At 70.2% G+C, this 22,328-nt stretch carries 21 protein-coding genes; 5 read left to right on the top strand and 16 right to left on the bottom strand.

Features of this window, described 5'->3' with window-relative positions:
* Positions 1 to 56: 56 nt before the first annotated feature.
* The 3 genes from ABXS86_RS02920 to ABXS86_RS02910 all read right to left on the bottom strand — a co-directional run bounded on the left by ABXS86_RS02920 (position 57) and on the right by ABXS86_RS02910 (position 3,004).
* Positions 57 to 344: an ATPase gene (locus ABXS86_RS02920; RefSeq protein ID WP_353665561.1), complete on the bottom strand. Its 288-nt coding sequence runs from the start codon at positions 342 to 344 to the stop codon at positions 57 to 59.
* Positions 345 to 758: 414 nt separating this feature from the next.
* The gene (rpsD, locus tag ABXS86_RS02915) at positions 759 to 1,388 is read right to left on the bottom strand and encodes a 30S ribosomal protein S4 (RefSeq protein WP_144833486.1); all 630 of its coding nucleotides are present in this window, start codon (positions 1,386 to 1,388) and stop codon (positions 759 to 761) included.
* A gap of 188 nt (positions 1,389 to 1,576) precedes the next feature.
* On the bottom strand, positions 1,577 to 3,004 hold the full coding sequence (locus ABXS86_RS02910) for a replication-associated recombination protein A (protein WP_353665560.1): 1,428 nt from the start codon (positions 3,002 to 3,004) through the stop codon (positions 1,577 to 1,579).
* Between the two features lie 127 nt (positions 3,005 to 3,131).
* Between ABXS86_RS02910 and ABXS86_RS02905 the strand changes: the two genes are divergently transcribed.
* The 3 genes from ABXS86_RS02905 (at position 3,132) to ABXS86_RS02895 (ending at position 5,855) form a co-directional block, all read left to right on the top strand.
* Positions 3,132 to 3,425, top strand: a complete 294-nt coding sequence (locus tag ABXS86_RS02905; protein ID WP_353665559.1) for a dioxygenase — start codon at positions 3,132 to 3,134, stop codon at positions 3,423 to 3,425.
* 522 nt (positions 3,426 to 3,947) lie between these two features.
* Entirely contained in the window at positions 3,948 to 5,213 is a 1,266-nt protein-coding gene (locus ABXS86_RS02900; protein ID WP_353666220.1) for a DUF349 domain-containing protein, read from the top strand.
* 78 nt (positions 5,214 to 5,291) lie between these two features.
* A complete protein-coding gene (locus ABXS86_RS02895; protein ID WP_353665558.1) occupies positions 5,292 to 5,855 on the top strand; it encodes a hypothetical protein in 564 nt (187 codons plus the stop codon).
* An 89-nt stretch (positions 5,856 to 5,944) separates the two neighbouring features.
* On the opposite strand, the gene ABXS86_RS02890 is transcribed toward ABXS86_RS02895, so the two are convergent.
* The 10 genes from ABXS86_RS02890 to pdxS all read right to left on the bottom strand — a co-directional run bounded on the left by ABXS86_RS02890 (position 5,945) and on the right by pdxS (position 16,145).
* Positions 5,945 to 8,194 (bottom strand): RelA/SpoT family protein, encoded by a 2,250-nt coding sequence (locus ABXS86_RS02890; RefSeq protein WP_144833495.1) that lies wholly within the window; start codon positions 8,192 to 8,194, stop codon positions 5,945 to 5,947.
* Positions 8,195 to 8,270: 76 nt separating this feature from the next.
* The gene (gene secF / locus ABXS86_RS02885; protein ID WP_144833497.1) at positions 8,271 to 9,257 is read right to left on the bottom strand and encodes a protein translocase subunit SecF; all 987 of its coding nucleotides are present in this window, start codon (positions 9,255 to 9,257) and stop codon (positions 8,271 to 8,273) included.
* Positions 9,257 to 10,966, bottom strand: coding sequence for a protein translocase subunit SecD (gene secD / locus ABXS86_RS02880; protein WP_251507233.1), 1,710 nt, complete (start codon positions 10,964 to 10,966; stop codon positions 9,257 to 9,259). The genes secF and secD overlap by 1 nt, the downstream gene beginning before the upstream one ends.
* 47 nt (positions 10,967 to 11,013) lie before the next feature.
* Positions 11,014 to 11,469, bottom strand: coding sequence for a preprotein translocase subunit YajC (gene yajC, locus ABXS86_RS02875; protein ID WP_307211069.1), 456 nt, complete (start codon positions 11,467 to 11,469; stop codon positions 11,014 to 11,016).
* Positions 11,470 to 11,561: 92 nt separating this feature from the next.
* Positions 11,562 to 12,608, bottom strand: a complete 1,047-nt coding sequence (gene ruvB / locus ABXS86_RS02870) for a Holliday junction branch migration DNA helicase RuvB (protein WP_144833502.1) — start codon at positions 12,606 to 12,608, stop codon at positions 11,562 to 11,564.
* On the bottom strand, positions 12,601 to 13,221 hold the full coding sequence (ruvA, locus tag ABXS86_RS02865) for a Holliday junction branch migration protein RuvA (protein WP_307211070.1): 621 nt from the start codon (positions 13,219 to 13,221) through the stop codon (positions 12,601 to 12,603). Before ruvA ends, ruvB begins: the two co-directional genes overlap by 8 nt.
* Positions 13,222 to 13,230: 9 nt before the next feature.
* Positions 13,231 to 13,833, bottom strand: coding sequence for a crossover junction endodeoxyribonuclease RuvC (ruvC, locus tag ABXS86_RS02860; protein ID WP_230704634.1), 603 nt, complete (start codon positions 13,831 to 13,833; stop codon positions 13,231 to 13,233).
* Between the two features lie 48 nt (positions 13,834 to 13,881).
* A complete protein-coding gene (locus tag ABXS86_RS02855) occupies positions 13,882 to 14,640 on the bottom strand; it encodes a YebC/PmpR family DNA-binding transcriptional regulator (RefSeq protein ID WP_144833508.1) in 759 nt (252 codons plus the stop codon).
* A gap of 10 nt (positions 14,641 to 14,650) precedes the next feature.
* Complete coding sequence (gene pdxT / locus ABXS86_RS02850; RefSeq protein WP_353665557.1) at positions 14,651 to 15,271, bottom strand: pyridoxal 5'-phosphate synthase glutaminase subunit PdxT; 621 nt, start codon at positions 15,269 to 15,271, stop codon at positions 14,651 to 14,653.
* The gene (gene pdxS / locus ABXS86_RS02845; protein WP_353665556.1) at positions 15,261 to 16,145 is read right to left on the bottom strand and encodes a pyridoxal 5'-phosphate synthase lyase subunit PdxS; all 885 of its coding nucleotides are present in this window, start codon (positions 16,143 to 16,145) and stop codon (positions 15,261 to 15,263) included. The genes pdxT and pdxS overlap by 11 nt, the downstream gene beginning before the upstream one ends.
* Before the next feature lie 118 nt (positions 16,146 to 16,263).
* On the opposite strand from pdxS, the gene ABXS86_RS02840 reads away from it, so the two are divergent.
* Positions 16,264 to 17,604, top strand: a complete 1,341-nt coding sequence (locus ABXS86_RS02840) for an aminotransferase class I/II-fold pyridoxal phosphate-dependent enzyme (RefSeq protein WP_353665555.1) — start codon at positions 16,264 to 16,266, stop codon at positions 17,602 to 17,604.
* Positions 17,601 to 18,452, top strand: a complete 852-nt coding sequence (gene pdxY / locus ABXS86_RS02835; protein WP_307211081.1) for a pyridoxal kinase PdxY — start codon at positions 17,601 to 17,603, stop codon at positions 18,450 to 18,452. Before ABXS86_RS02840 ends, pdxY begins: the two co-directional genes overlap by 4 nt.
* 547 nt (positions 18,453 to 18,999) lie before the next feature.
* On the opposite strand, the gene ABXS86_RS02830 is transcribed toward pdxY, so the two are convergent.
* From ABXS86_RS02830 to thrS, 3 genes are read right to left on the bottom strand one after another with little or no spacing between them, the layout of a single operon-like run.
* Positions 19,000 to 19,596: a hypothetical protein gene (locus ABXS86_RS02830; protein ID WP_307211083.1), complete on the bottom strand. Its 597-nt coding sequence runs from the start codon at positions 19,594 to 19,596 to the stop codon at positions 19,000 to 19,002.
* 57 nt (positions 19,597 to 19,653) lie between these two features.
* Positions 19,654 to 20,274 (bottom strand): HIT family protein, encoded by a 621-nt coding sequence (locus ABXS86_RS02825; protein WP_307211085.1) that lies wholly within the window; start codon positions 20,272 to 20,274, stop codon positions 19,654 to 19,656.
* The gene (gene thrS / locus ABXS86_RS02820; protein WP_307211087.1) at positions 20,274 to 22,259 is read right to left on the bottom strand and encodes a threonine--tRNA ligase; all 1,986 of its coding nucleotides are present in this window, start codon (positions 22,257 to 22,259) and stop codon (positions 20,274 to 20,276) included. The genes ABXS86_RS02825 and thrS overlap by 1 nt, the downstream gene beginning before the upstream one ends.
* Between the last annotated feature and the right edge of the window lie 69 nt (positions 22,260 to 22,328).

Genomic DNA, 22,328 nt, shown 5'->3' with positions numbered 1-22,328 from the left:
CTTTCCGTGCGCGTGCGGGTTCGCCCCGATGTTCGGGGATGGATGCCGCAGGGAGGTTAGTCGGAGGAGGAAACGGCCTTCGTGGCCGTGGCGGCGGCGTCGCCCACGGCATCCGCGGTCTTGTCGACAGCGACGGCGGCGACGCCCTTGGCGTCGTCGATGATCTCGGAGAGGCGGGTCTCCTGCTGGTGGTACGCGTCGCTCATACGGTCGGTGAACTCGCCGATGCGTGAGTCGAGCTGGGCGAGCACCTCCTGCCCGCGCGGGTCCTTGTTGACCAGGTGGGCGGCGACGAAACCACCGGCGATACCCAACGCGAACCAGACGAGGCTTTTCACGATCACCACTTCTTCCTCGATACGACGCCGCGATCGCGGCATCCCTCATCGTAAGCGACGGCCCCCGCGGTGCGCGCAAGGAAGACCTGTGTATGCCGCCTATCCGGCGTCCATCCCGCCAACGGCCCCCAGCGCGCACCCGCACCGGCACCGTGCGGGGCGGCCGCATCGACCCCTCCGCGTTCGATTGCCGCATGTGGTCGGCGGCTGGGCGGAGCGCGCGCCATCTCGGGCACACGAATCCACGCCGCGCGCGTTCGATTGCCGCAGACGGTCATCGGGGCCGGGCAAGACCCGCCGTCTGGGGCAAACGAACCCAGCGCGAGCAGGGAGGTGGCTCGAGCAGGGCCGCGCGTGAGCGCGACCCGGGAACGACGAAGGGCGCCGGGAGAACCCGACGCCCTTCTGTGCTCGCTGGGATCAGCGGGCGGCGTAGTACTCGACGACGAGCTGAACTTCACACGTCACGGGAACCTCGGCGCGCTTGGGGCGACGCAGAAGCTTCGCCTGCAGCGTGGAGAGGTCGACCTCGAGGTAGCCCGGAACGGGGGGCAGCACTTCGGCGTGCCCACCGGCGGCGGCGACCTGGAAGGGCTCGAGGCCCTCGCTCTTGGTCTTGACGTGGATCAGCTGACCCGGCTTGACGCGGAACGACGGGCGGTCCACGAGCTGGCCGTCGACCATGATGTGGCGGTGCACGACGAGCTGGCGAGCCTGCGCGGTGGTGCGGGCGAAGCCCGAACGCACGACGAGGGCGTCCAGACGCATCTCGAGCAGCTCGACCAGGTTCTCACCGGTCAGGCCGTCGGTGCGGCGGGCCTCGTTGAACGCGATGCGAAGCTGCTTCTCGCGGATGCCGTACTGCTCGCGCAGACGCTGCTTCTCACGGAGACGGACGGCGTAGTCGCTGTCGGCCTTGCGCTTGGTGCGGCCGTGCTCACCGGGAGCGTAGGGACGCTTCTCGAGGTAGCGGGCGGCCTTGGGGGTGAGTGCGACGCCGAGGGCGCGCGACAGACGCACCTTGCGGCGGTCCTGAGACTTCGTGGTCACGAAGTTCTCCTTCCGATGACGTGGCCGCGCCTTTCACGGCTCACGGGCGTATCGCCCCCTTCCGCCCGATCCGAAGCGCACGCCGGGGCGCACCGGAAGGTGATCACAGGAAGGAGGGGATGCCCGAAAACCCTGTTTCGAGCCGGTTCATGCTATCAGAGCGGGCCGGGAGCATTCCGGATGCTGTGTCAGCGCCCCTCGAGGATGCGGCGGATCTTCTCGAGTCGTGCCGACACGTCGCGCTCGGCGCCGTGACTGGTGGGCTCGTAGTAGCGCCGACCGACGAGCTCGTCGGGGAGGTACTGCTGCGTGACGATGCCGATCTCGCTGTCGTGCGCGTATTTGTAGCCCTTGCCGTGCCCGAGCCGCTTGGCTCCGGGATAGTGGGCGTCGCGCAGGTGCATCGGCACGCGGCCGAACCCGCCGGCGCGCACGTCGGCGATCGCGGCGTTGATGGCGTTGTAGGCGGCGTTCGACTTTGCGGTCGTGGCCAGGTACACGGTCGCCTCGGCCAGGGGGATACGCCCCTCGGGCATGCCGATGAACGCGACGGCGTCGGCTGCGGCGACCGCGATCTGCAGGGCCTGCGGATCGGCCATGCCGATGTCTTCCGCGGCCGAGATGACTAGGCGCCGCGCGATGAAGCGGGGGTCCTCGCCCGCCTCGATCATGCGCGCGAGGTAGTGGATCGCGGCATCCGGATCCGACCCCCGCACCGACTTGATGAAGGCGCTGATGACGTCGTAGTGCTCGTCGCCCTGGCGGTCGTAGCGCAGCAGGGCGCGGTCGACGGCCTGGGCGATGTGGTCGGCGGTGATGACGGGGAGCTCGTCTCCCCCGCCGGTGAACGGACCGGGATCCTCTTCGTCGTCGGAGTCGTCTTCGTCATCGTCATCGTCATCTGCGTCGGGGACGGCCGGGGCCGTCGCCCCCGCATCGTCGCCCGCCACCGAGGCTGCGGCTTCGAGGGCGGTGAGGGCGCGTCGGGCGTCGCCCGATGCCAGACGCACGAGGGCCGCCCGGGCGTCGTCGTCGAGCACCACGCGTCCGGCGAGGCCGCGGGGGTCGGTCACCGCGCGATCCACCAGGGCTCCGAGGTCGTCGTCGCCGAGGGGCCGCAGGGTCAGCAGGAGCGAGCGCGAGAGAAGGGGCGAGATCACCGAGAACGACGGGTTCTCGGTGGTCGCGGCGATGAGCACGACCCAGCCGTTCTCGACGCCGGGGAGCAGCGCGTCTTGCTGGGCCTTGGTGAAGCGGTGGATCTCGTCGAGGAACAGGATCGTCGACTGCCCGTACAGATCGCGCTGGGTGAGGGCCTCTTGCATGACCTCGCGCACGTCTTTGACGCCCGCGGTGATCGCCGACAACTCCACGAAGCGTCGCCCCGACGACCGGGCGATGGCCTGGGCGAGCGTCGTCTTGCCGGTGCCGGGCGGGCCCCAGAGGATGACCGAGGCCGCCGACGCGGATGACGAGGAGTCGGTCGTCGCGAGTGTGACCAACGGTGATCCCGGTCGCAGCAGGTGCCCTTGGCCGGCGACCTCGTCGAGGCTGGTCGGCCGCATGCGCACGGCGAGCGGCGTCTGGCCCTGGAAGAGGGCGGAGGAAGGGGTCACCCCTCCAGGCTAACGGCGGCCTCCGACATCGAGCCCGGGCGGGCGGACCGCGCCGGGCGCGGGCGGGGAGTGTCACCCGGGCGCCGCTTTGTAGGATCGAGGGGCCCGTGACGGGCGAGAGGAGTCGATGGTGGCGACGCGCGGAAAAGACCGGCAGACGCGGGAGCAGCGTGAGCGCGCCCGCACCTACCAGGCGCGGCTCGAGCTGCACGAGCGGCAGGGACGCCGGCGTCGGCGTGACAACCTGCTCGCCGTCGTGGTCGGTCTCGTCGTGATCGCCGGAGCCGTCGGCGTGCAGACCGCTTACTTCGTGGCCGGGCCCGGTGCTCCCGCGCCCTCGCCGTCGGCGCCCGCCACACCCGCGTCGACGCCCGACGCCTCCCCCTCCACGCCTGCTCCCGCGGCGACGCCGACGCCCTGATCCTGTCTCGCGGGGGCCGCGCGTACTAGGCTCGGAGGGTCCTTCTCCCCCAGGCGGTTCTGCCGCGATGAGGTGCTACCCGTGACTTCCGTCCCCACCCCCGAGTTCTCCGACCCGCGCGACCCCGCGAACGACGTCGAGGTCGACACCACCCAGGCTGACAGCGCCGAGACGGCCGAGGCCGTCGAGGCTCCGGATGCGGTGGCCTCCGACGACCTGACGGCTGCGGCTTCCGCCGATGAGACGTCGGACGCTCCTGCCGAGGAATCCCCCGTCGAGGACGCGACTGACGCCCCCGCCGCTGGCGAGGCTCCCGCCGAGGATGCTCCTGCGGAGGACGCTCCCGTCGAGGATGCTCCCGCTGATGAGGCTCCTGCCGCGGATACGGTCGAGGACGCCCCTGCCGCTGACGAGGTTTCGGCCGACGACGCCGCTGCCGAGGACGCTCCCGCCGAGGACGCGTCCGCGACCGATGAGACTCCGGCCGCCCCGGTGGCCCCCGGCCCCCGTCCGGGTGCGCGCGTGCCCGGTCCCCCGCCCGGCAAGAAGGCCTCCACCTCGTCGACCGAGCCCTGGGGCCGCGTCGATGACGAAGGCACCGTGTCGGTCCGCGAGGGCGACGAGTGGCGCGTCGTCGGGCAGTACCCCGACGGCACCCCCGCCGAGGCCCTCGCCTACTTCCAGCGCAAGTTCGCCGACCTCGCCGGCGAGGTCACGCTGCTCGAGACCCGTCACCGTCGCGGTGGCGCCTCGGCATCCGACCTGCGTGCCGCGGCCAAGGCGCTGCACGGCAAGCTCGACGGTGCCGCAGCGGTCGGCGACCTCTCGGCTCTCATCGCCCGCGTCGACGCTCTCACCTCCGAACTCGCCGAGGCGAGTGAGACCGAGGCCGTCGCCGCCAAGCAGGCCACCGAAGAGGCCGTGCGCGAGCGCACCGCGATCGTCGAGGAGGCCGAGGCCCTCGCCGCCCGCGACCCGCAGACGGTGCAGTGGAAGCAGATGACGGCCGACATGACCGCGCTGTTCGACCGGTGGCAGGCTCACCAGCAGAACGGTCCGCGCCTGTCGAAGTCGACCGCCCAGCAGCTGTGGCGCCGCTTCCGCGACGCCCGCGCCACGGTCGACCGCCACCGCCGCGAGTTCTTCTCGTCGCTCGACGAGACCCACAAGGCCGCGCGCGAGGCGAAGACCCGCCTGGTGGAGCGTGCCGAGGCACTTGCCCCTCGCGGTGAGGACGGCATCGGCGCGTACCGCGATCTGCTCGACGCGTGGAAGGCCACCGGCCGCGCCGGCCGCAAGGTCGACGACGCCCTCTGGGCCCGCTTCAAGGCCGCCGGCGACGCTCTCTACGGTGCGCGCATCGAGCGCGAGTCGGCCGACGCCGAGGCGTCGAAGGAGAAGATCGAGCAGAAGCGCGTGCTGCTGCAGGAGGCCGCTCCGATCGTCGATGAGAAGAACATCGCCACGGCGCGCCAGAAGCTCACCGCGATCCAGCGTCAGTGGGACGAGATCGGTCGCATCTTCCCCCGCGACAAGGAGCGCGCCCTCGACGACGAGCTCCGCAAGATCGAGCAGAGCGTGCGCACCCGCGAAGACGCCGACTGGAAGCGCAACGATCCCGAGCAGAAGGCGCGCGCCAACGACATGACGCGCCAGCTCACCGACGCCATCGACAAGCTCGAGGCCGAGCTCGCCGCCGCCGAGGCCAAGGGCGACAAGCGCGCCGTGGCCCAGGTGCAGGAAGCCCTCGAGGCGCGCCGCACCTGGCTGCGCGCGCTCGGCGGCTGAACAGGCCGACCCATCGGGTTATCCACAGGCTGACGGACTTCCGTCACGGGGCGACACCGTTCCCGCCACACTGGCGGAATGGTGTCGCCCTTTCTGTTCTTCCCCGGTGAGCGTCTGTCGATCGCCGAACTCACCGCCGCATGCCTCGACGGCATCCTGGTCCCGCTCGGGGCGGGCTACATCCCCGCCGACGCCGTCGAGACGCCGTGGATGCGTGCGCGCAGCATCGCCCCGCTCGTGGGCGAGCGCTGGGCGGCGATCCGCACGAGCGCCGCGTGGATCCACGGCGGAGTGCTGACCGAGCCGTACCGGCACCACGTGCAGCGCGTCGCGGCCACCCGCGCCCGCGCGGCGCACGACGCGCGCGTCGTGTCTCACGAGGTGCGACTCGCGGCCGCCGACGTGCGACAGGTCGCGGGGGTGTTCGTCACCTCACCCGTGCGCACCCTCGTCGACCTGGCACGCAGCGACGACGAGACCGAGCGTCGCGCCGCTCGCGCCTGGGGCATCGACGACCCCGGGGCTCGGGATGAAGCGGTCGAGTGGCTCGCGCGGCATCCGCGATTCCCCTTCGCCCGTCGCGCCGTCGACGTGCTCGCGCAGACGGCGGCGGGGCGGTCCGAGACGCAGCGATCGACCTGACACGTCGGATCCCCCCGGCCGCCATGACGATGAGAGGCTCGCGTCGAGCCACGCAGACCGGCTCGAGCCCCGGCCGTGAGACGCCGGCCTTACGACGAGGTGACGCGGTACACGTCGTACACGGCGTCGATGCGGCGCACGGCGTTGAGCACGCGGTCGAGGTGCACGGTGTCGCCCATCTCGAACACGAACTTGCTCAGGGCGAGGCGGTCGTTGGTGGTCGACACGGTCGCCGAGAGGATGTTGACGTGATGCTCGCTGAGCACGCGCGTGACGTCGCTCAGCAGACCCGAGCGATCGAGGGCCTCGACCTGGATCTGCACGAGGAACACGCTCTTGGTGGTGGGTGCCCACTCGACCTCGATGAGACGGTCGGGCTCTTCCTTGAGCGAGCGCACGTTGGTGCAGTCGCCGCGGTGCACCGAGACTCCGCTGCCGCGTGTGACGAAGCCGACGATCTCGTCGCCCGGCACGGGCGTGCAGCACTTGGCGAGCTTGACGAGGATGTCGGGGGCTCCGCGCACGAGGACGCCGGAGTCTCCGCCGCGCGGGGCACGGCTGCGCCCGACGGGGATGTCGATGGGACCGGTGTTGGTCTCTTCGGCGCTGACGAGCGCGGTCACCTTCTCGATGACCGACTGGGTCGAGACGTGACCTTCGCCGACAGCGGCGTACAGGGCGGAGACGTCCTCGTAGTGGAACTGCCGCGCCACCTCGGTGAACGAGTCCTGGTTCATCAGGCGCTGCAGCGGCAGGTTCTGCCGGCGCATGGCGCGGGCGATGGAGTCCTTGCCCTGCTCGATGGCCTCTTCGCGACGCTCCTTGGTGAACCACCCGCGGATCTTGTTGCGCGCGCGCGTGCTCTTGACGAAGCCGAGCCAGTCCTGGCTGGGGCCCGCATCCGGGTTCTTCGAGGTGAAGACCTCGACGACGTCGCCGCTCTGCAGGGTCGACTCCAGCGGCACGAGGCGACCGTTGACCTTGGCGCCCATCGTGCGGTGGCCGATCTCGGTGTGCACGGCGTAGGCGAAGTCGACGGGGGTGGCGCCGGTGGGAAGACCCACGACACGCCCCTTCGGCGTGAAGACGTAGACCTCTTTGGCGCCGATCTCGAAGCGCAGCGAGTCGAGGAACTCCCCCGGGTCGGCGGTCTCGGCCTGCCAGTCGGAGATGTGCGCGATCCACGCCATGTCGGCGTCGACGGCCTTCGCGTCGGTCTTGCCGCCGGCCATGCGCTCTTTGTACTTCCAGTGCGCGGCCACGCCGAACTCGGCCTGCTGGTGCATCTCGTTCGTGCGGATCTGGATCTCGACCGTGCGTCCGCCCGGGCCGATCACCGTCGTGTGCAGCGACTGGTACAGGTTGAACTTGGGCGTGGCGATGTAGTCCTTGAACCGCCCGGGCAGCGGCGTCCACCGCGCGTGGATCGCGCCGAGGACCGCGTAGCAGTCGCGCACGGTGCCCACGAGGATCCGGATGCCGATGAGGTCGTAGATGTCGTCGAACTCGCGGCCCCGCACGACCATCTTCTGGTACACCGAGTACAGCTGCTTCGGGCGACCCATGACGCGCCCGCGCACGCGGAGCTCGCGCAGGTCGGCGTCGACGGCGTCGATCACGTTCTGCACGTACTGCTCGCGCTGGGGGGTGCGCTGCTTGACGAGGCTCTCGATCTCGGCGTAGAGCTTGGGGTGCATGACCGCGAACGAGAGGTCTTCGAGCTCGCTCTTGATCGCCTGGATGCCGAGGCGGTGAGCCAGCGGAGCGTAGATCTCGAGCGTCTCGGTGGCCTTCTTGGCCGCCTTGTGGGGCGGGACGAAGCCCCAGGTGCGCGCGTTGTGCAGGCGGTCGGCGAGCTTGATCAGCAGCACGCGGATGTCTTTCGACATCGCCACGATCATCTTGCGGACGGTCTCGGCCTGCGCGCTGTCGCCGTACTTGACCTTGTCGAGCTTGGTGACGCCGTCGACGAGCATCGCCACCTCGTCGCCGAAGTCGGCGGCCAGCTCGTCGAGGGGGTAGTCGGTGTCTTCGACCGTGTCGTGCAGCAGGGCCGCGGCGATGGCCTTCGGTCCGAGCCCCAGTTCGGCGAGGATCTGCGCGACGGCGAGCGGGTGCGTGATGTACGGCTCGCCGCTCTGGCGCTTCTGTCCGTCGTGCGCCTTGTCGGCGACGGCGTAGGCGCGCTCGATGATCGCGAGATCACCCTTGGGGTGATGCGTGCGCACCGTTCGCAGCAGCTTGTCGACGTCGTCGCGACGGGCGGCACGCGAGAAGATGCGCGGCACAAGGCGTCGCAGTGAAGACGGCGGCGGCGCAGAGGAAGCGGTCTCGGTCATCGCCACCCCTTCCTCACGGCCAGTCGATCAAGTCTACGCCCCGCGCGATGCCCCGAAGAGCGGCGGGGCCCCGGCCTCAGGCCGGGACGCCCGCCTTCTCGCGCGCGGCGACGACGCGGGCGTCGCGCTGCGCGATGGGCTTCTCCGACTCGCGCAGCAGTGCGTACATCGGCACGGCGACGAACAGGGTCGAGTACGCCGCGACGATCGTGCCGACGAAGATCGACAGCGAGATGTCGCTCAGTGTGCGCGCACCGAGCGGAACACCGATGAAGAGGATCGCACCGACCGGGAGCACGGCCACGACCGTCGTGTTGATCGAGCGGATCAGCGTCTGGTTGGCGGCGAGGTTGACCGACTCCGCGAAGGTGCGGCCGGAGATCTCGCCGTCTTCCCTCGTGTTCTCGCGCACCTTGTCGAAGACGACGGTGGTGTCGTAGAGGGCGTAAGAGAGGATCGTGAGGAAGCCGATCACCGCCGCCGGCGAGATCTCGAACCCGAACACCGCGTACACGCCGATGGTGATGACGAGCACGTCGACCAGGCCGATGATCGCGGCGACCGACATCTTCCAGGTGCGGAAGTACAGCGCGAGGATGAGGAAGGTCAGCGCGAGGAAGATTGCCAGACCCCACAGCGACTGACGCGTGACGTCGGCGCCCCAGGTGGGACCGATGAACGAGTCGGTCACCTCGGCGGAGGGCACGTCGTACGCGCTCGCGAGCGCGGCCGAGACGGCCTGCGTCTGGTCGCTGCCGAGCTGGTCGGTCTGCACGCGGACGGCCTGGTCGCTGATCGTGGTGACGCGCGTCTGCGCGCCCGGCACGACCGAGGTCACCGCGTTCGTCGCGAGCGACTGGTCGAAGCTGGCGGGGTTCGACACGGTGAACTGCGACCCGCCGGTGAATTCGATCGAGAACTGCACGGGGCGGATGAACGGCACGAGCGCCGCGCCGATGACGAGCACCGCCGCGATGATGAACCACAGACGACGACGCTGCACGAACGGGAACGAGGTCTTCCCCGAGTAGAGGTCGTTTCCGAGCTGAGACATGGAGCGCATCAGTCGTCTCCCTCCTTCGTGGAGCGGCTATCGCCGCGGGACGCGGCAGCGAGCTCCGCCTGTTTGCGTTCGGCGATCGTCTGCCGACGTGCGGCCTCACCGCGCGAGCGCTTGGCGCGACCGCTGTCGACGACCGGGGCGCGGAACTCCGCACGACCGCGGTAGACGGCGCCGAGCGCGTTGGGGTCCATACCCGACAGCGGGTGTCCCGAGCCAAAGAAGCGCGTGCGCGCCAGCAGCTGCATGACCGGGTGGGTAAACAGGATGAAGATCAGGATGTCGATCGCCGTGGTCAGGCCGAGGGTGAACGCGAAGCCCTTCACCGTGGCATCCGCGAGGATGTACAGCACGACGGCGGCGAGGATGTTGATCGACTTCGAGATGTAGATCGTGCGCTTGGCGCGACCCCAGCCGTCTTCGACCGCCGCGGTGATCGACTTGCCATCGCGCAACTCGTCGCGGATGCGTTCGAAGTAGACGATGAACGAGTCGGCGGTGAAGCCGATCGTGACGATCAGACCCGCGACGCCGGCGAGCGACAGACGGAAGCCGGCGCGCCACGCGAGGATGCAGATCGCGGCGTAGGTCAGCACCGCCATCACGGCGAGAGACGCGATGATCACCGTGCCCAGGGCCCGGTAGACGATCAGCGAATAGATCGCGACGAGACCGAGGCCGATGAGGCCGGCGATGAGGCCGACCTGCAGCTGCTGCGAACCGAGCGTCGCCGACACGGTGTCACTGCTGACGACGCTGAAGCTCAGCGGCAGGGCGCCGTACTTCAGCTGGTCGGCCAGGGCCTTCGACGACTCCTGCGTGAAGCTGCCCGTGATGCTGGGGCGGCCGTCGAGGATGATGCCGTTCATCGAGGGAGCCGACAGCACCTGACCGTCGAGCACGAACGCGAACTGGTTGAAGGGCGCCTGCTTGCCGTAGAGGCGCTGGCTGATCTCGCCGAACTTCTGGGTTCCCTGGTCGTTGAAGACGAGGTTGACGGCCCAGCGGCCCGTGTTCTGCTCCTGGCCGTTCGTGGCGTCGGAGATGTCGTTTCCGTCGAGCTCGACGGGGCCGAGGATGTACTTCGTGCCGTCTTCGAGCCCGCACGTGATCATCGGCTGGTCGGCCGGGGCCTGCGCCGGGTTGCTCGGCGGGTTCGCGCAGTCGTACGAGAGGAACTGCGCCTGCAGAGCCGGGGTGATGTACGCCGGGTCGCTCGCGTCGGTCGGCGACGCGGTGGGCGTGGCCGGCAGGCTCGGGTCGGGCGTCGGGTACGGCGTGGAGTTGCCGTCGGCGCCGACGAACGTCGTGGCCGGCGAGCCCGTGAACAGAACGGGGCGCAGCTGGAGCTGCGCGGCGCTCTGGATCCGCTGGCGCGTGGCCTCGTCGGCCTGGCCGGGGATCTGCACGACGATGTTCTGTCCGCCCTCGGTGGCCACGTCGGCCTCACCGACGCCGGAGGCGTCGACGCGCTGGCGGATGATCGACACGGCCTGCTGCAGCTGCTCGCTGTCGGGCGCGGCGCCGTCGGTGGTCTGGGCCTGCAGGATGATCTGCGTGCCGCCCTGGAGGTCGAGCGCGAGCTCGGGAGACCAGGAACTGGCGTTGAAGGTGTACACGCCGAGCGCGTTGATGCCGAACAGCACGCCGGTGATGGCGAGCAGTCCGGTCAACACGCGCCAGGCATGACGGACAGGAGTCGAGGGCGCCACGTAGTCGGCTTTCTGTGCGGCGGGCGAGTACGGCGGAAGAGCGGAGGTCAGGCCTGCGGGCGGTCCTTGTCGGTCTGCTCCGCCTCGGTGTGCTGACGGGCGGAGCGCTGGTCGTCGCTGATCGAGGTGATGTCGTGGTCGGCGACGCCCGCGATGTACTCGGCCTCGGACTCCTCGGCCTCGATGTACTCGTCTTCGGTGACGGCGCCCTGGGCGGCGTCGACGATGCGGAGCACGGCCTGGCTGTGCACCTTGATGACCACGCCGGGCGCGATCTCGACGAGCGCGGGCTTGTCGAGGTCTTCACCGTCGTACTCGACGATGGTGCCGTACAGGCCGCCCTGCAGCAGGACCTCGGCACCGGCGACGGTCTCGCGGGCCTTCTTCTCCTGCTCGGCCTTCTGCTTCTGCATGCGGCGGCGCGAGCTCCAGAACATGAAGACCAGCAGGCCGATGAGAAGGATGATGAGGCCGTAATCGGAGAAGAACCGGGCGATATCCATCGAGGCGGTGCACCTTTCAAAGTCAGGCGCGCCGTGCGGCACTGCCTAGCGGGGGTAGAGCGGGGGTCGGGGAATCCCCCGCCGAGTATAGGTCATGACCCCTGGCTGAACCGGAGCAGGCCGTCGGGGTGAGGGGCGCCCAAGTGGTCGTAGGCCTCCGGGGTGGCGACGCGGCCGCGAGGGGTGCGGCCCATGAATCCGATGCGCACGAGGTAGGGCTCGACCACCGACTCGATCGTCTCGGGCTCTTCGCCGACGGCGACCGCGAGCGTGCTGAGGCCGACCGGTCCCCCGCGGAAGCGCCGCACGAGCGCGTCGAGCACCGCGCGATCGAGGCGGTCGAGCCCGATGGAGTCGACGTCGTAGAGGTCGAGGGCGGCACCGACCGTGCGCACGTCGGCGTCGCCGTGTTCGGCGCCCGCGGACGGCCCGTGCACCACGAGGTAGTCGCGCACGCGGCGCAGCAGCCGGTTCGCGATGCGGGGGGTGCCGCGCGAGCGGCGAGCGATCTCGGAGCGCGCGGTGCCCGGCAGCCCGACGTCGAGCATCGACGCCGAACGCGTCACGACCTGCTCGAGCTCTTCGGGCTCGTAGTACTCGAGGTGGGCGGTGAAGCCGAAGCGGTCGCGCAGCGGGTTCGGCAGCAGGCCCGATCGGGTGGTCGCGCCCACGAGGGTGAAGGGGGCGAGGTCGAGGGGGATGCTGGTCGCACCCGCGCCCTTGCCGACCATGATGTCGATGCGGAAGTCCTCCATCGCGAGGTACAGCATCTCTTCGGCCGAGCGCGCCATGCGGTGGATCTCGTCGATGAACAGAACTTCACCCGGCGTGAGCGACGACAGCAGGGCCGCGAGGTCGCCCGCGTGCTGGATCGCCGGTCCGCTCGACAGACGCAGCGGCCTGCCGCTCTCGTGCGCGACGATCATGGCGAGCGTGGTCTTGCCGAGCCCGGGCGGGCCCGACAGCAGGATGTGGTCGGGCGAGCGCTGCTGGATGCGCGCGGCGTCGAGCAGAAGCTGCAACTGACCGCGCACCTTCTGTTGGCCGACGAACTCGGCGAGCGAGGTGGGACGCAGGGCCCCCTCGATCGCGAGCTCGACCTCGTCGTCGGGGGTCCCCGCGTCGCGGACGTCAGCCACTCACGCTCTCCTTGCGGGCAGGGCCGAGCAGCGCGAGCGTCAGTCGCAGCAGCGCCTGCACCGACGTGCGGTCGGCGTCGGAGGCGTTCTCGGCGACGGATGCCACGGCCTCGGCGGCCGTGCGTTCGCTCCACCCGAGGCCGATGAGCGCCTGCGTCACCTGCAGGGGCACCTGACCGTGCGCCGACACGGCCGCGGGGGCGGTGGCCGGGATCACGGCGAGCTTGCCCGCGAGCTGTACGACGATGAGCTTCGCGGTCTTGGGGCCGATGCCCGACACGCGACGGAAGGGGGCGTCGTCGTCGTCGGCGACGGCCTGGGCGATCTGCGGCACGGTGAGTGACGAGAGCACGCCGAGGGCGGATTTCGGCCCGACGCCGGTCACGCTGATCAACTGCGTGAACACGGTCAGCTCTTCGCGGGTCTCGAAGCCGTAGAGCGAGAGGGCGTCTTCGCGCACGATGAGGTTCGTGTGCAGGTGCACGTCGTCGCCGACGTGGACGGTGCGGGCGAGTTGCGAGGTGACGGCGACGGAGAAGCCGACGCCGCCCACCACGATCACGAGCGAGTCGTCGGCGACGTGGGCCGCCGTCCCGTGCAGCGAAGAGATCATGGTGCGAGCCTACGCATCGGTTCGTACATGTGTTCGAGCGACACGCGTCGGCGGCGTCCGTCGCTTCTCGGCGTCGCGCCAGGCGCGCTGCGCGGGGGTGAGCTCCGCGCCGCCGGGAGCTGCGGCCGCTCCCCCGCGCCACGCGTGGCAGAGCGCGATGGCCAGCGCGTCCGCGGCATCCGCCGGCTGGGGAAGAGCGTCGAGGCGCAGCACGCGCGCGACCATCGTCTGCACCTGCAGCTTGTCGGCCGAGCCGTAGCCGGTGATCGCGGCCTTGACCTCGCTGGGCGTGTGCGTGGCGGCGGTGAGGCCGTGCTCGGCGGCGAGCAGCAGCGCGATGCCGCTGGCCTGGGCCGTGCCCATCACCGAATGGCGGTTGTTCTGCGCGAATACGCGCTCGACGGCGACGACGTGCGGCTGGTGGGCGAGGAGAACTTCGCGGATGCCGGCGGCGATGGCCGCGAGACGTTTCTCGATCGGATCGGTCGGTGCCGAACGCGCCACCCCGACGTGCACGAGGGTGGCCGTGCGGTTGGGGGCGACGTCGACGATGCCGATGCCGCAGCGCGTGAGGCCGGGGTCGATGCCGAGGACGCGCAAGGAAGATGCCACGACCCCCACGCTAGGCGCAGGGGTCGTGGAGGAGCTCAGGGCGCGCCCTTACTCGTCGTTCTCGAGCTCGGCCTGCACCTCGGGCGTCATGTCGAAGTTGGTGTAGACGTTCTGCACGTCGTCACTGTCTTCGAGCGCGTCGATGAGGCGGAACACCTTGCGGGCCGTATCGGCGTCGACCTCGACCTTGAGCGAGGGCACGAACTCGACGTCGGCGGAGTCGTACTCGATGCCGGCGTCCTGCAGGGCGGAGCGCACCGACACGAGGTCGCTCGCCTCGGTGATGACGCCGAAGCCCTCGCCGTGCGGCTCGACCTCTTCGGCGCCGGCCTCGAGGACCGCGAGCATGACGTCGTCTTCGGTGGTGCCCTCGGAGGGGACCACGATGACGCCCTTGCGGCTGAAGTTGTAGGCGACGCTGCCCGGGTCGGCGAGGGTTCCGCCGTTACGGCTGAGGGCGGTGCGCACCTCGGCCGCGGCGCGGTTCTTGTTGTCGGTCAGACATTCGATGAGGAACGCGACGCCGTTCGGGCCGTAGCCCTCGTACATGATCGAGGCGTACTCGACGGCCTCGCCGCCGATGCCCGCACCTCGCTTGATCGCGCGGTCGATGTTGTCTTTGGGGACCGAGGTCTTCTTGGCCTTGAGCACGGCGTCGAAGAGGGTGGGGTTGCCCTGGAGGTCGGCTCCACCGAGCTTCGCCGCGACCTCGATGTTCTTGATGAGCTTGGCCCACGACTTGGCGCGACGGGAGTCGATGACCGCCTTCTTGTGCTTGGTCGTGGCCCATTTGGAGTGTCCGGACATAGCTTCCAGTCTAGAGCGCGGGGGCGTGGATGCCGCGTCTGGCCGCCACGTGGTCGAGGAAGCGGCGGTGGAACCGCGTCTCCCCCGTCGATTCGGGGTGGAACGCGGTCCCCAGCAGGGCGCCCTGCTCGATCGCGACGACGCGTCCGTCGGCAAGGGTCGCCAGGGGCACGGCATCCAAACCCCACTCCACCACCGCGGGCGCGCGGATGAAGACCGCGTGCACCGGCGGATCGCCCAGGGCGGGCACCTCGAGCTCGGTCTCGAACGACGCGGTCTGACTGCCGAAGACGTTGCGCGCCACGCGCGCGTCGATGCCGCCGAACGTCTGCTGGCCCGTGATCGCTCCGTCGATGCGGTCGGCGAGCAGGATGAGCCCCGCACAGGTGCCGTACATCGGCATGCCGGCGGCGATCGCGGCGCGGATCGGGTCGAACAGGCCGAAGGTGCGCGCGAGCTTGTCGATCACGCTCGACTCGCCGCCGGGGAGGACCAGGCCCTCCACGGCGGCGAGCTCCTCGGGTCGACGCACGGGCTGCGCGTCGGCGCCGAGCCCGCGCAGCACGGCGAGGTGCTCGCGCACGTCGCCCTGCAGCGCGAGCACTCCGACGCGCGGGGTGTTACCAGCCACGCTCGGCCAGGCGGTGCGGGGCGGGGAGGTCGGCGACGTTGATGCCCACCATCGCCTCGCCGAGTCCGCGCGACGCCTCGGCCACGACCTTGGGGTCGTCGTGGAAGGTCGTCGCCTTGACGATGGCCGCGGCGCGCTGGGCGGGGTTGCCCGACTTGAAGATCCCGGAGCCCACGAACACGCCGTCGGCGCCGAGCTGCATCATCATCGCGGCGTCGGCCGGGGTGGCCACTCCCCCGGCGGTGAAGAGCACGACGGGCAGCTCGCCGGTCTCGGCGATCTCGGCGACGAGGTCGTAGGGCGCCTGCAGCTCCTTGGCCGCAACGTAGAGCTCGTCCTTCGTCTTGGCGCGCAGGGCGTTGATCTCGCCGCGGATCGTGCGGATGTGCTTGGTCGCCTCCGAGACATCGCCCGTGCCGGCCTCACCCTTGGAGCGGATCATCGCCGCGCCCTCGGTGATGCGGCGCAGGGCCTCGCCGAGGTTGGTCGCCCCGCAGACGAAGGGGACGGTGAAGTTCCACTTGTCGATGTGGTTGACGTAGTCGGCGGGCGAGAGCACCTCGGACTCGTCGATGTAGTCGACGCCGAGCTCCTGCAAGATCTGCGCCTCGACGAAGTGGCCGATGCGGGCCTTCGCCATGACGGGGATCGAGACCGTGGCGATGATGTCGTCGATGAGGTCGGGGTCGCTCATGCGCGCGACGCCGCCCTGCGCGCGGATGTCGGCGGGCACGCGTTCGAGCGCCATGACGGCGACGGCGCCGGCGTCTTCGGCGATGCGCGCCTGCTCGGCGGTGACGACGTCCATGATCACGCCGCCCTTGAGCATCTCGGCGAGACCGCGCTTGACGCGGGAGGTTCCGGTGTCGGTCATGTCCACTCCGTTCCGCGCCGTGCGGCGCGTGGTTCCGCGCTTCGGGGCGCGATTCTTTGGCTTAGGCCAAACCGTAGCATGGCTCAGGACATAGGCTGGTCGGGACTCAAGGGGGCTCATGAGCATCGACATCACCGGCCGATCGGCATCCGAGATCGCCGCCGATCTGCGTACGCGCATCGAGCGCGCCGAGCTGACCCCGGGGACCCTGCTGCCGTCGGTGCGCGCCGTCGCGGCTGACCTCGGCGTCAACCGCAACACCGTCGTCGCCGCGTACCGGCAGCTCGCGCAGGCGGGCCTCGTCGAAGCGCGCGGTCGCGGCGGCACACGCGTCGCCGATCGCGCGGCCGTCGCCCAGGAGGGCTACGCGCCCGACACCGTGCTGCGCGACGTGGGCTCGGGCAACCCCGATCCGGCGCTCATCCCCGACCCGACCGCGGCCCTCGCCCGGTCGGCACGCCCCGTGCTCTACGGCGAGCCGGTGATCGACCCGGGGCTGGAGGAATGGGCGCGCGACTGGATGGCGGACGGACTCCCCCACGACGACCTGCGCCTGACCGTCACGAGCGGTGCGAGCGACGCCATCGAACGCCTCCTCGCCCAAGCGCTGCAGCGCGACGACGCGGTGGCCCTGGAAGACCCCTGCTTCCTCTCCGCCCTGCACACGGTGCGCACCGGGGGGTATCGGGCGGTGCCCGTGCCGGTGGACGCCGAGGGCATGACTATCGACGGACTCCGCGCCGCGCTCGAGGCCGGCGTCCGCGCCGTCATCTGCACGCCCCGCGCGCACAATCCGACCGGAGCGAGTCTCACGGCGGATCGCGCGGCGGCCCTGCGCGAGGTGCTGGCGGAGCATCCGTACGTGCTCGTCATCGAAGACGACCACTTCTCGCTGCTGTCCCGCGCTCCCCTGCACTCGGTCATCGGCGCGTCGCAGCGCCGCTGGGCGCGCATCCGCTCGATGTCGAAGTTCCTCGGACCCGACACGTGCCTCGCCGTCACGGCATCCGATCCCGACACCGCCGACGGACTGGGGCAGCGCCTGACGCCCGGAACCACGTGGGTCAGCCACATCCTCCAGCGCCTCACCCTCGCCCTCGTGACCGATCACGCGGTCCGCGAGGGCATCGAGCGCGCGGCCGTGCACTACGCCGCACGCAACGCCGCGTTCTGCGCGCAGCTCACCGCACGCGGGTTGCCGGTCAGCCCGGGCGACGGCCTCAACCTGTGGGTGCCGCTGCCGGTGCCCGCGGCGGGAGTGCGCGAAGACCTCATGAGACGCGGGTGGCTGGTGCGCGAGGGTGACCCCTTCTTCCTCGGAGACGGCGATCACGGCTCGTTCCTGCGCCTCACCGTGCACGACCTCGACGAGGCCTCGGCCACGACCCTCGCGGATGACCTGGCCGCCGCCGCGGGCGTGCTCCGCGGATCGGGACGAAGTGGGAGGATCGAGACATGAAGGTCCTCTCGATCCAGTCCGCCGTCGCGTACGGGCACGTCGGAAACTCCGCCGCCGTCTTCCCCCTGCAGCGCATCGGCGTCGAGGTGCTGCCGGTGTACACGGTGAACTTCTCGAACCACACCGGCTACGGCGCGTGGCGAGGTCCGCTCATCGCGCCCGACGACGTCGCGGCCGTGATCCAGGGCATCGAAGACCGCGGCGTCTTCCCCGAGATCGACGTGATCCTCTCGGGCTACCAGGGCGGCGAGGGCATCGCCGACGTCATCATCGACGCCGTCGCGCGGGTGAAGAAAGCGAATCCGGGTGCCGTGTACGCCTGCGACCCGGTCATGGGCAACGCCAAGTCGGGGTGCTTCGTGGCGCCCGCGATCCCGGTGCTGCTGCGCGAGCGCGTCGTCCCGGTCGCCGACATCCTGACGCCCAACCAGTTCGAGCTCGGCTTCCTCACCGATACCGAGCCCGGGAGCATCGACTCGACGCTCGAGTCGGCCGACATGCTGCGCGCCCGCGGCCCGCGCACGGTGCTCATCACGAGCGTCGAGCGCCCCGACCGCGAGCCCGACACGATCGAGATGATGGTCGTCGACGACGCCGGCGCCTGGATCGTGCAGACTCCGCTCATCCCGATGAAGGCGAACGGCTCGGGCGACGTCACCGCGGCCCTGTTCACCGCGCACTACCGCCGCACCGGCGACGCCGCCGACGCACTCGCCCGCACGGCCTCGAGCGTGTTCGACCTGCTGTCGAACACCTACGAGTCGGGGTCGCGCGAACTGCGTCTCATCGAGTCGCAGGAGGCCTACGCCCACCCGCGCCTGCAGTTCGGCGTGCGCCAGGTGCGCTGAGCGGGGCCCCTGAGCGCAGCCCAGGTCCCTGAGCCTGTCTGAGGGACCGGTGGCTCGCGCAGGTCTCGTGGGGCCGGTGGCTTCGACAAGCTCAGCCACCTCGCGAACGCCAGGTCCCTGAGCCCGTCGAAGGGACCGCGAGCTCGCGCAGCCCGAGCCACCTCGCGAACGGCAGGTCCCTGAGCCTGTCGAAGGGACCGCAAGCTCGCGCAGGTCTCGAGAGCCCGGGGGCTTCGACAGGCTCAGCCACCTCGCGTAGCGCGGGGGTCGAACGCAACCCAGGTCCCTGAGCCTGTCGAAGGGACCGCGAGCTCACGCAGGTCTCGAGAGCCCGGGGGCTTCGACAGGCTCAGCCACCTCGCGTAGCGCAGGGGTCGAATGCAACCCAGGTCCCTGAGCCTGTCGAAGGGACCGCTGGCTCGCGCAGGTCTCGTGGGGCCGGTGGCTTCGACAAGCTCAGCCACCTCGCGAACGCCAGGTCCCTGAGCCCGTCGAAGGGACCGGGAGCTCGCGCGGGCTCAGCCACCCCGCGGCGCGCGGCGGGCCGTCAGCCGCCGTACACGTCCTGATACGCCGCGACCCACATGTCGCCGTCGTCGGGGCACATGAACGTCGTGCCGAACACCATGACGCTCGCGATCGGCGCCTCCGCCTGCAGGCGCGCATCGCCCTGCGCGTCGGCCGGCACCAGTTGGGCGAACAGGGGCGAGGTCGCCACGTGCGCCTGCAGGGTCGACGCGTCGACCTCGTGCCGACTGAGGATCGCCGTCTCGCACGCGTCGCCGGCGAGGGCGAGCGACAGACTCTCGTCGGACGCGGTCCACGACAGGCCCTGCTGTTCGACGTAGGCGCGCTGCTGCGCGATGAACTCCTGCTGCGCGGGCGTCACCGCCACCAGAGGAGACCCGTCCATCGGCAGCTGCTGCTCGCGGAAGTACTCCTCGCGCTCGGCGAAGACGTCTTCGACGCCATCGGGGGCGACAGTGCCGCTGTACTCCGGAACCGGCGTGCCCGACTCCTCGGTCGCCGGCGACGCCTCCGCATCGGGCGGAAGCGGACTCGGCAACGGGATGCACGCGGTCGTCACCCCGAGCACCGCGACGAGGGCGAGACCGAGGGCGAGGGGGCGGAGGCGAGCGTCCATGGCCCCACGGTAGTCAGACCGACGCGGCCGCGAACCGGGCTTGTGGATAACCCTGTTCTAGGCGTTCCAGGCCTCGGAGACGGTGCGGCGCACATCGCCCAGCAGCTGCGGCAGGGCCTTGGTCTTCGCGATGATGGGGAAGAAGTTGGCATCCGACGCCCACCGGGGAACGATGTGCTGGTGCAGGTGCGCGTCGACGCCCGCCCCCGCGATCGCTCCCTGGTTCATGCCGAGGTTGAAGCCGTCGCAGTTCGACACCGCGCGCAGCACCCGCATGCCGCGCTGCGTGAGGGCGCCGATCTCGGCGACCTCTTCTTCGGTGGCCTGGTCGTAGGTCGCGATGTGGCGGTACGGGCACACCAGCAGGTGGCCCGAGTTGTACGGGAACAGGTTGAGCAGCACGTAGGCCGTCTTCCCGCGCGCGACGATCAGCCCGTCTTCATCGCTCTTGTCGGGCGCGGCGCAGAACGGACAGGTCTTCTCCATGGGCTCGCGCCCCGCCGAGATGTACGCCATGCGGTGCGGCGTCCACAGGCGCTGGAACTCGTCGGGCACGCCCGGAAGGGTCGCGGCGTCGACGAGCTCCGCGTCGGTCGTGTGCGATCCGGAGCCGTCGACGGTAGGCGTCGAGCCGGAATCCGACGACGAGCCCGCCGCGACGGCATCCGGATCGCTCATCACGCCAGGTCCTCGGCGGTGTTCACCAGGGTGCGCTGGGCGATCGCGCCGGTGATGCGCGCGACGGCCTCGTCGACCGGGATGCCGTTGAGCTGCGTGCCGTCGCGGAAGCGGAACGAGACCGTCCCGTTGGAGCGGTCCTGCTCGCCGGCGATCAGCATGAGCGGCACCTTCTGCGTGGTGTGCGTGCGGATCTTCTTCTGCATGCGGTCGTCGCTGTGGTCGGCCTCGGCGCGGACGCCCTTGCTCTTGAGGTCGGCGACGATGCCCTGCAGGTAGTCGCCGTATTCGGCGGCGACGGGCACGGCCACGACCTGCACGGGGGCGAGCCACACCGGGAACGCCCCGGCGTAGTGCTCGAGCAGGATCGCGAAGAAACGCTCGACCGAGCCGAACAGGGCGCGGTGGATCATCACCGGGCGGTGCTTCTCGCCGTCGGGGCCGGTGTACTCGAGCTCGAAGCGCTCGGGCTGGTTGAAGTCGAGCTGGATGGTCGACATCTGCCAGGTGCGCCCGATCGCGTCGCGGGCCTGCACCGAGATCTTGGGGCCGTAGAACGCCGCCCCACCCGGGTCGGGGACGAGCTCGAGACCCGAGGCCTCGGCGACCTCGCGCAGCGTCTCGGTCGCCTCGGCCCAGAGGGTGTCGTCGCCGATGAACTTCGGGTTGCCCTCCTCCTTGGTCGACAGCTCGAGGTAGAAGTCGTTCAGGCCGTAGTCGCGCAGCGTCTGCAGCACGAAGTCGAGGCTGTGCGTCAGCTCGCCCTTGACCTGGTCGGCCGTGACGTAGATGTGCGTGTCGTCCTGGGTCATGCCGCGCACGCGCGTGAGGCCCGAGAGGGTTCCGCTCTTCTCGTAGCGGTAGACCGATCCGAACTCGCTCAGGCGCAGCGGCAGCTCGCGGTAGCTGCGTCCGCGCGAGCGGAAGATCAGGTTGTGGAACGGGCAGTTCATGGGCTTGAGGTAGTACTCCTGGCCCTCGCGCGAGACGTGGCCATCGGCATCCGTCACCTCGTCGAGCACCATCGGGGGGTACATCCCGTCGGCGTACCACTGCAGGTGGCCGCTCGTCATGAACAGGTCGCCCTTGGTGATGTGCGGGGTGTTGACGACCTCGTAGCCGCTGGCGAGCAGGCGCTCGCGCATGTAGCGCTCGATCTCGTAGCGGACGATGCCGCCCTTGGGGTGGAACACCGCGAGCCCCGGGCCGATCTCGTCGGGGAACGAGAAGAGGTCGAGCTCCTTGCCGAGCTTGCGGTGGTCGCGCTTCGCGGCCTCTTCGAGCCGGTGCTGGTAGGCGCGCAGCTCGTCTTTCGTGGGCCACGCGGTGCCGTAGATGCGCTGCAGCTGGGGGTTCTTCTCGCTGCCGCGCCAGTAGGCGCCGGCGATGCGGGTGAGGTCCCATCCGTTGCCGATGAGACGCGTGCCGGGTACGTGGGGTCCGCGGCAGAGGTCTTTCCACGCGGTCTCGCCGTCACGGGTGACGTTGTCGTAGATCGTGAGCTCGCCGCCCCCGACCTCGACGCTGGCACCCTCCGCGGCTTCGGCCGACCCGCCCTTGAGTCCGATGAGCTCGAGCTTGAACGGCTCGTCGGCGAGCTCGGCGCGGGCCTCGTCGTCGGTGACGACGCGGCGCACGAAGCGCTGGTTCTCGCGGACGATGCGCTCCATCTCCTTCTTGATGACCTTGAGGTCGTCGGGAGTGAAGGGCTCGTCGACCTGGAAGTCGTAGTAGAAGCCGTCGGTGACGGGCGGGCCGATACCGAGGTTGGCCTGGGGCTTGACACGCTGCACGGCCTGCGCGAGCACGTGCGCGGTCGAGTGGCGCAGGATCGAGAGGCCGTCGGCGCTGTCGATCGTGACCGGCTCCACCTGGTCGTCGGCCGTCACGGTCGTGGCCAGGTCTTTCAACTCCCCGTTCACGCGCAGAGCGACGACCGAACGGTCGGGGAAGAGGGCGAAGCCATCGGCGGGGAAATCAGTCACAGAACATCTCCTGAAGGGGTCGTTTCCAGGCTACCGGGCGGGCGTGGTCTCGACGGCACCGGACGTGCC

The sequence above is a fragment of the Microbacterium sp. che218 genome (genome assembly GCF_040436305.1).
GTDB lineage: Bacteria > Actinomycetota > Actinomycetes > Actinomycetales > Microbacteriaceae > Microbacterium > Microbacterium algihabitans.
Note: the sequence above shows the minus strand (reverse complement) of the source record. Positions and strands in the feature narration are given on the sequence as shown.

Coding starts and splice junctions, on each gene's coding strand:
- ABXS86_RS02840 (WP_353665555.1), top strand. CDS start 16,264: ATGAGCATCGACATCACCGGCCGATCGGCATCCGAGATCGCCGCCGAT.
- ABXS86_RS02855 (WP_144833508.1), bottom strand. CDS start 14,640: ATGTCCGGACACTCCAAATGGGCCACGACCAAGCACAAGAAGGCGGTC.
- ABXS86_RS02890 (WP_144833495.1), bottom strand. CDS start 8,194: ATGACCGAGACCGCTTCCTCTGCGCCGCCGCCGTCTTCACTGCGACGC.
- pdxY (WP_307211081.1), top strand. CDS start 17,601: ATGAAGGTCCTCTCGATCCAGTCCGCCGTCGCGTACGGGCACGTCGGA.
- yajC (WP_307211069.1), bottom strand. CDS start 11,469: ATGGATATCGCCCGGTTCTTCTCCGATTACGGCCTCATCATCCTTCTC.
- ABXS86_RS02895 (WP_353665558.1), top strand. CDS start 5,292: ATGGTGTCGCCCTTTCTGTTCTTCCCCGGTGAGCGTCTGTCGATCGCC.
- pdxS (WP_353665556.1), bottom strand. CDS start 16,145: ATGACCGACACCGGAACCTCCCGCGTCAAGCGCGGTCTCGCCGAGATG.
- secF (WP_144833497.1), bottom strand. CDS start 9,257: ATGCGCTCCATGTCTCAGCTCGGAAACGACCTCTACTCGGGGAAGACC.
- ABXS86_RS02905 (WP_353665559.1), top strand. CDS start 3,132: ATGGTGGCGACGCGCGGAAAAGACCGGCAGACGCGGGAGCAGCGTGAG.
- ruvA (WP_307211070.1), bottom strand. CDS start 13,221: ATGATCTCTTCGCTGCACGGGACGGCGGCCCACGTCGCCGACGACTCG.
- ABXS86_RS02825 (WP_307211085.1), bottom strand. CDS start 20,274: ATGAGCGATCCGGATGCCGTCGCGGCGGGCTCGTCGTCGGATTCCGGC.
- ABXS86_RS02830 (WP_307211083.1), bottom strand. CDS start 19,596: ATGGACGCTCGCCTCCGCCCCCTCGCCCTCGGTCTCGCCCTCGTCGCG.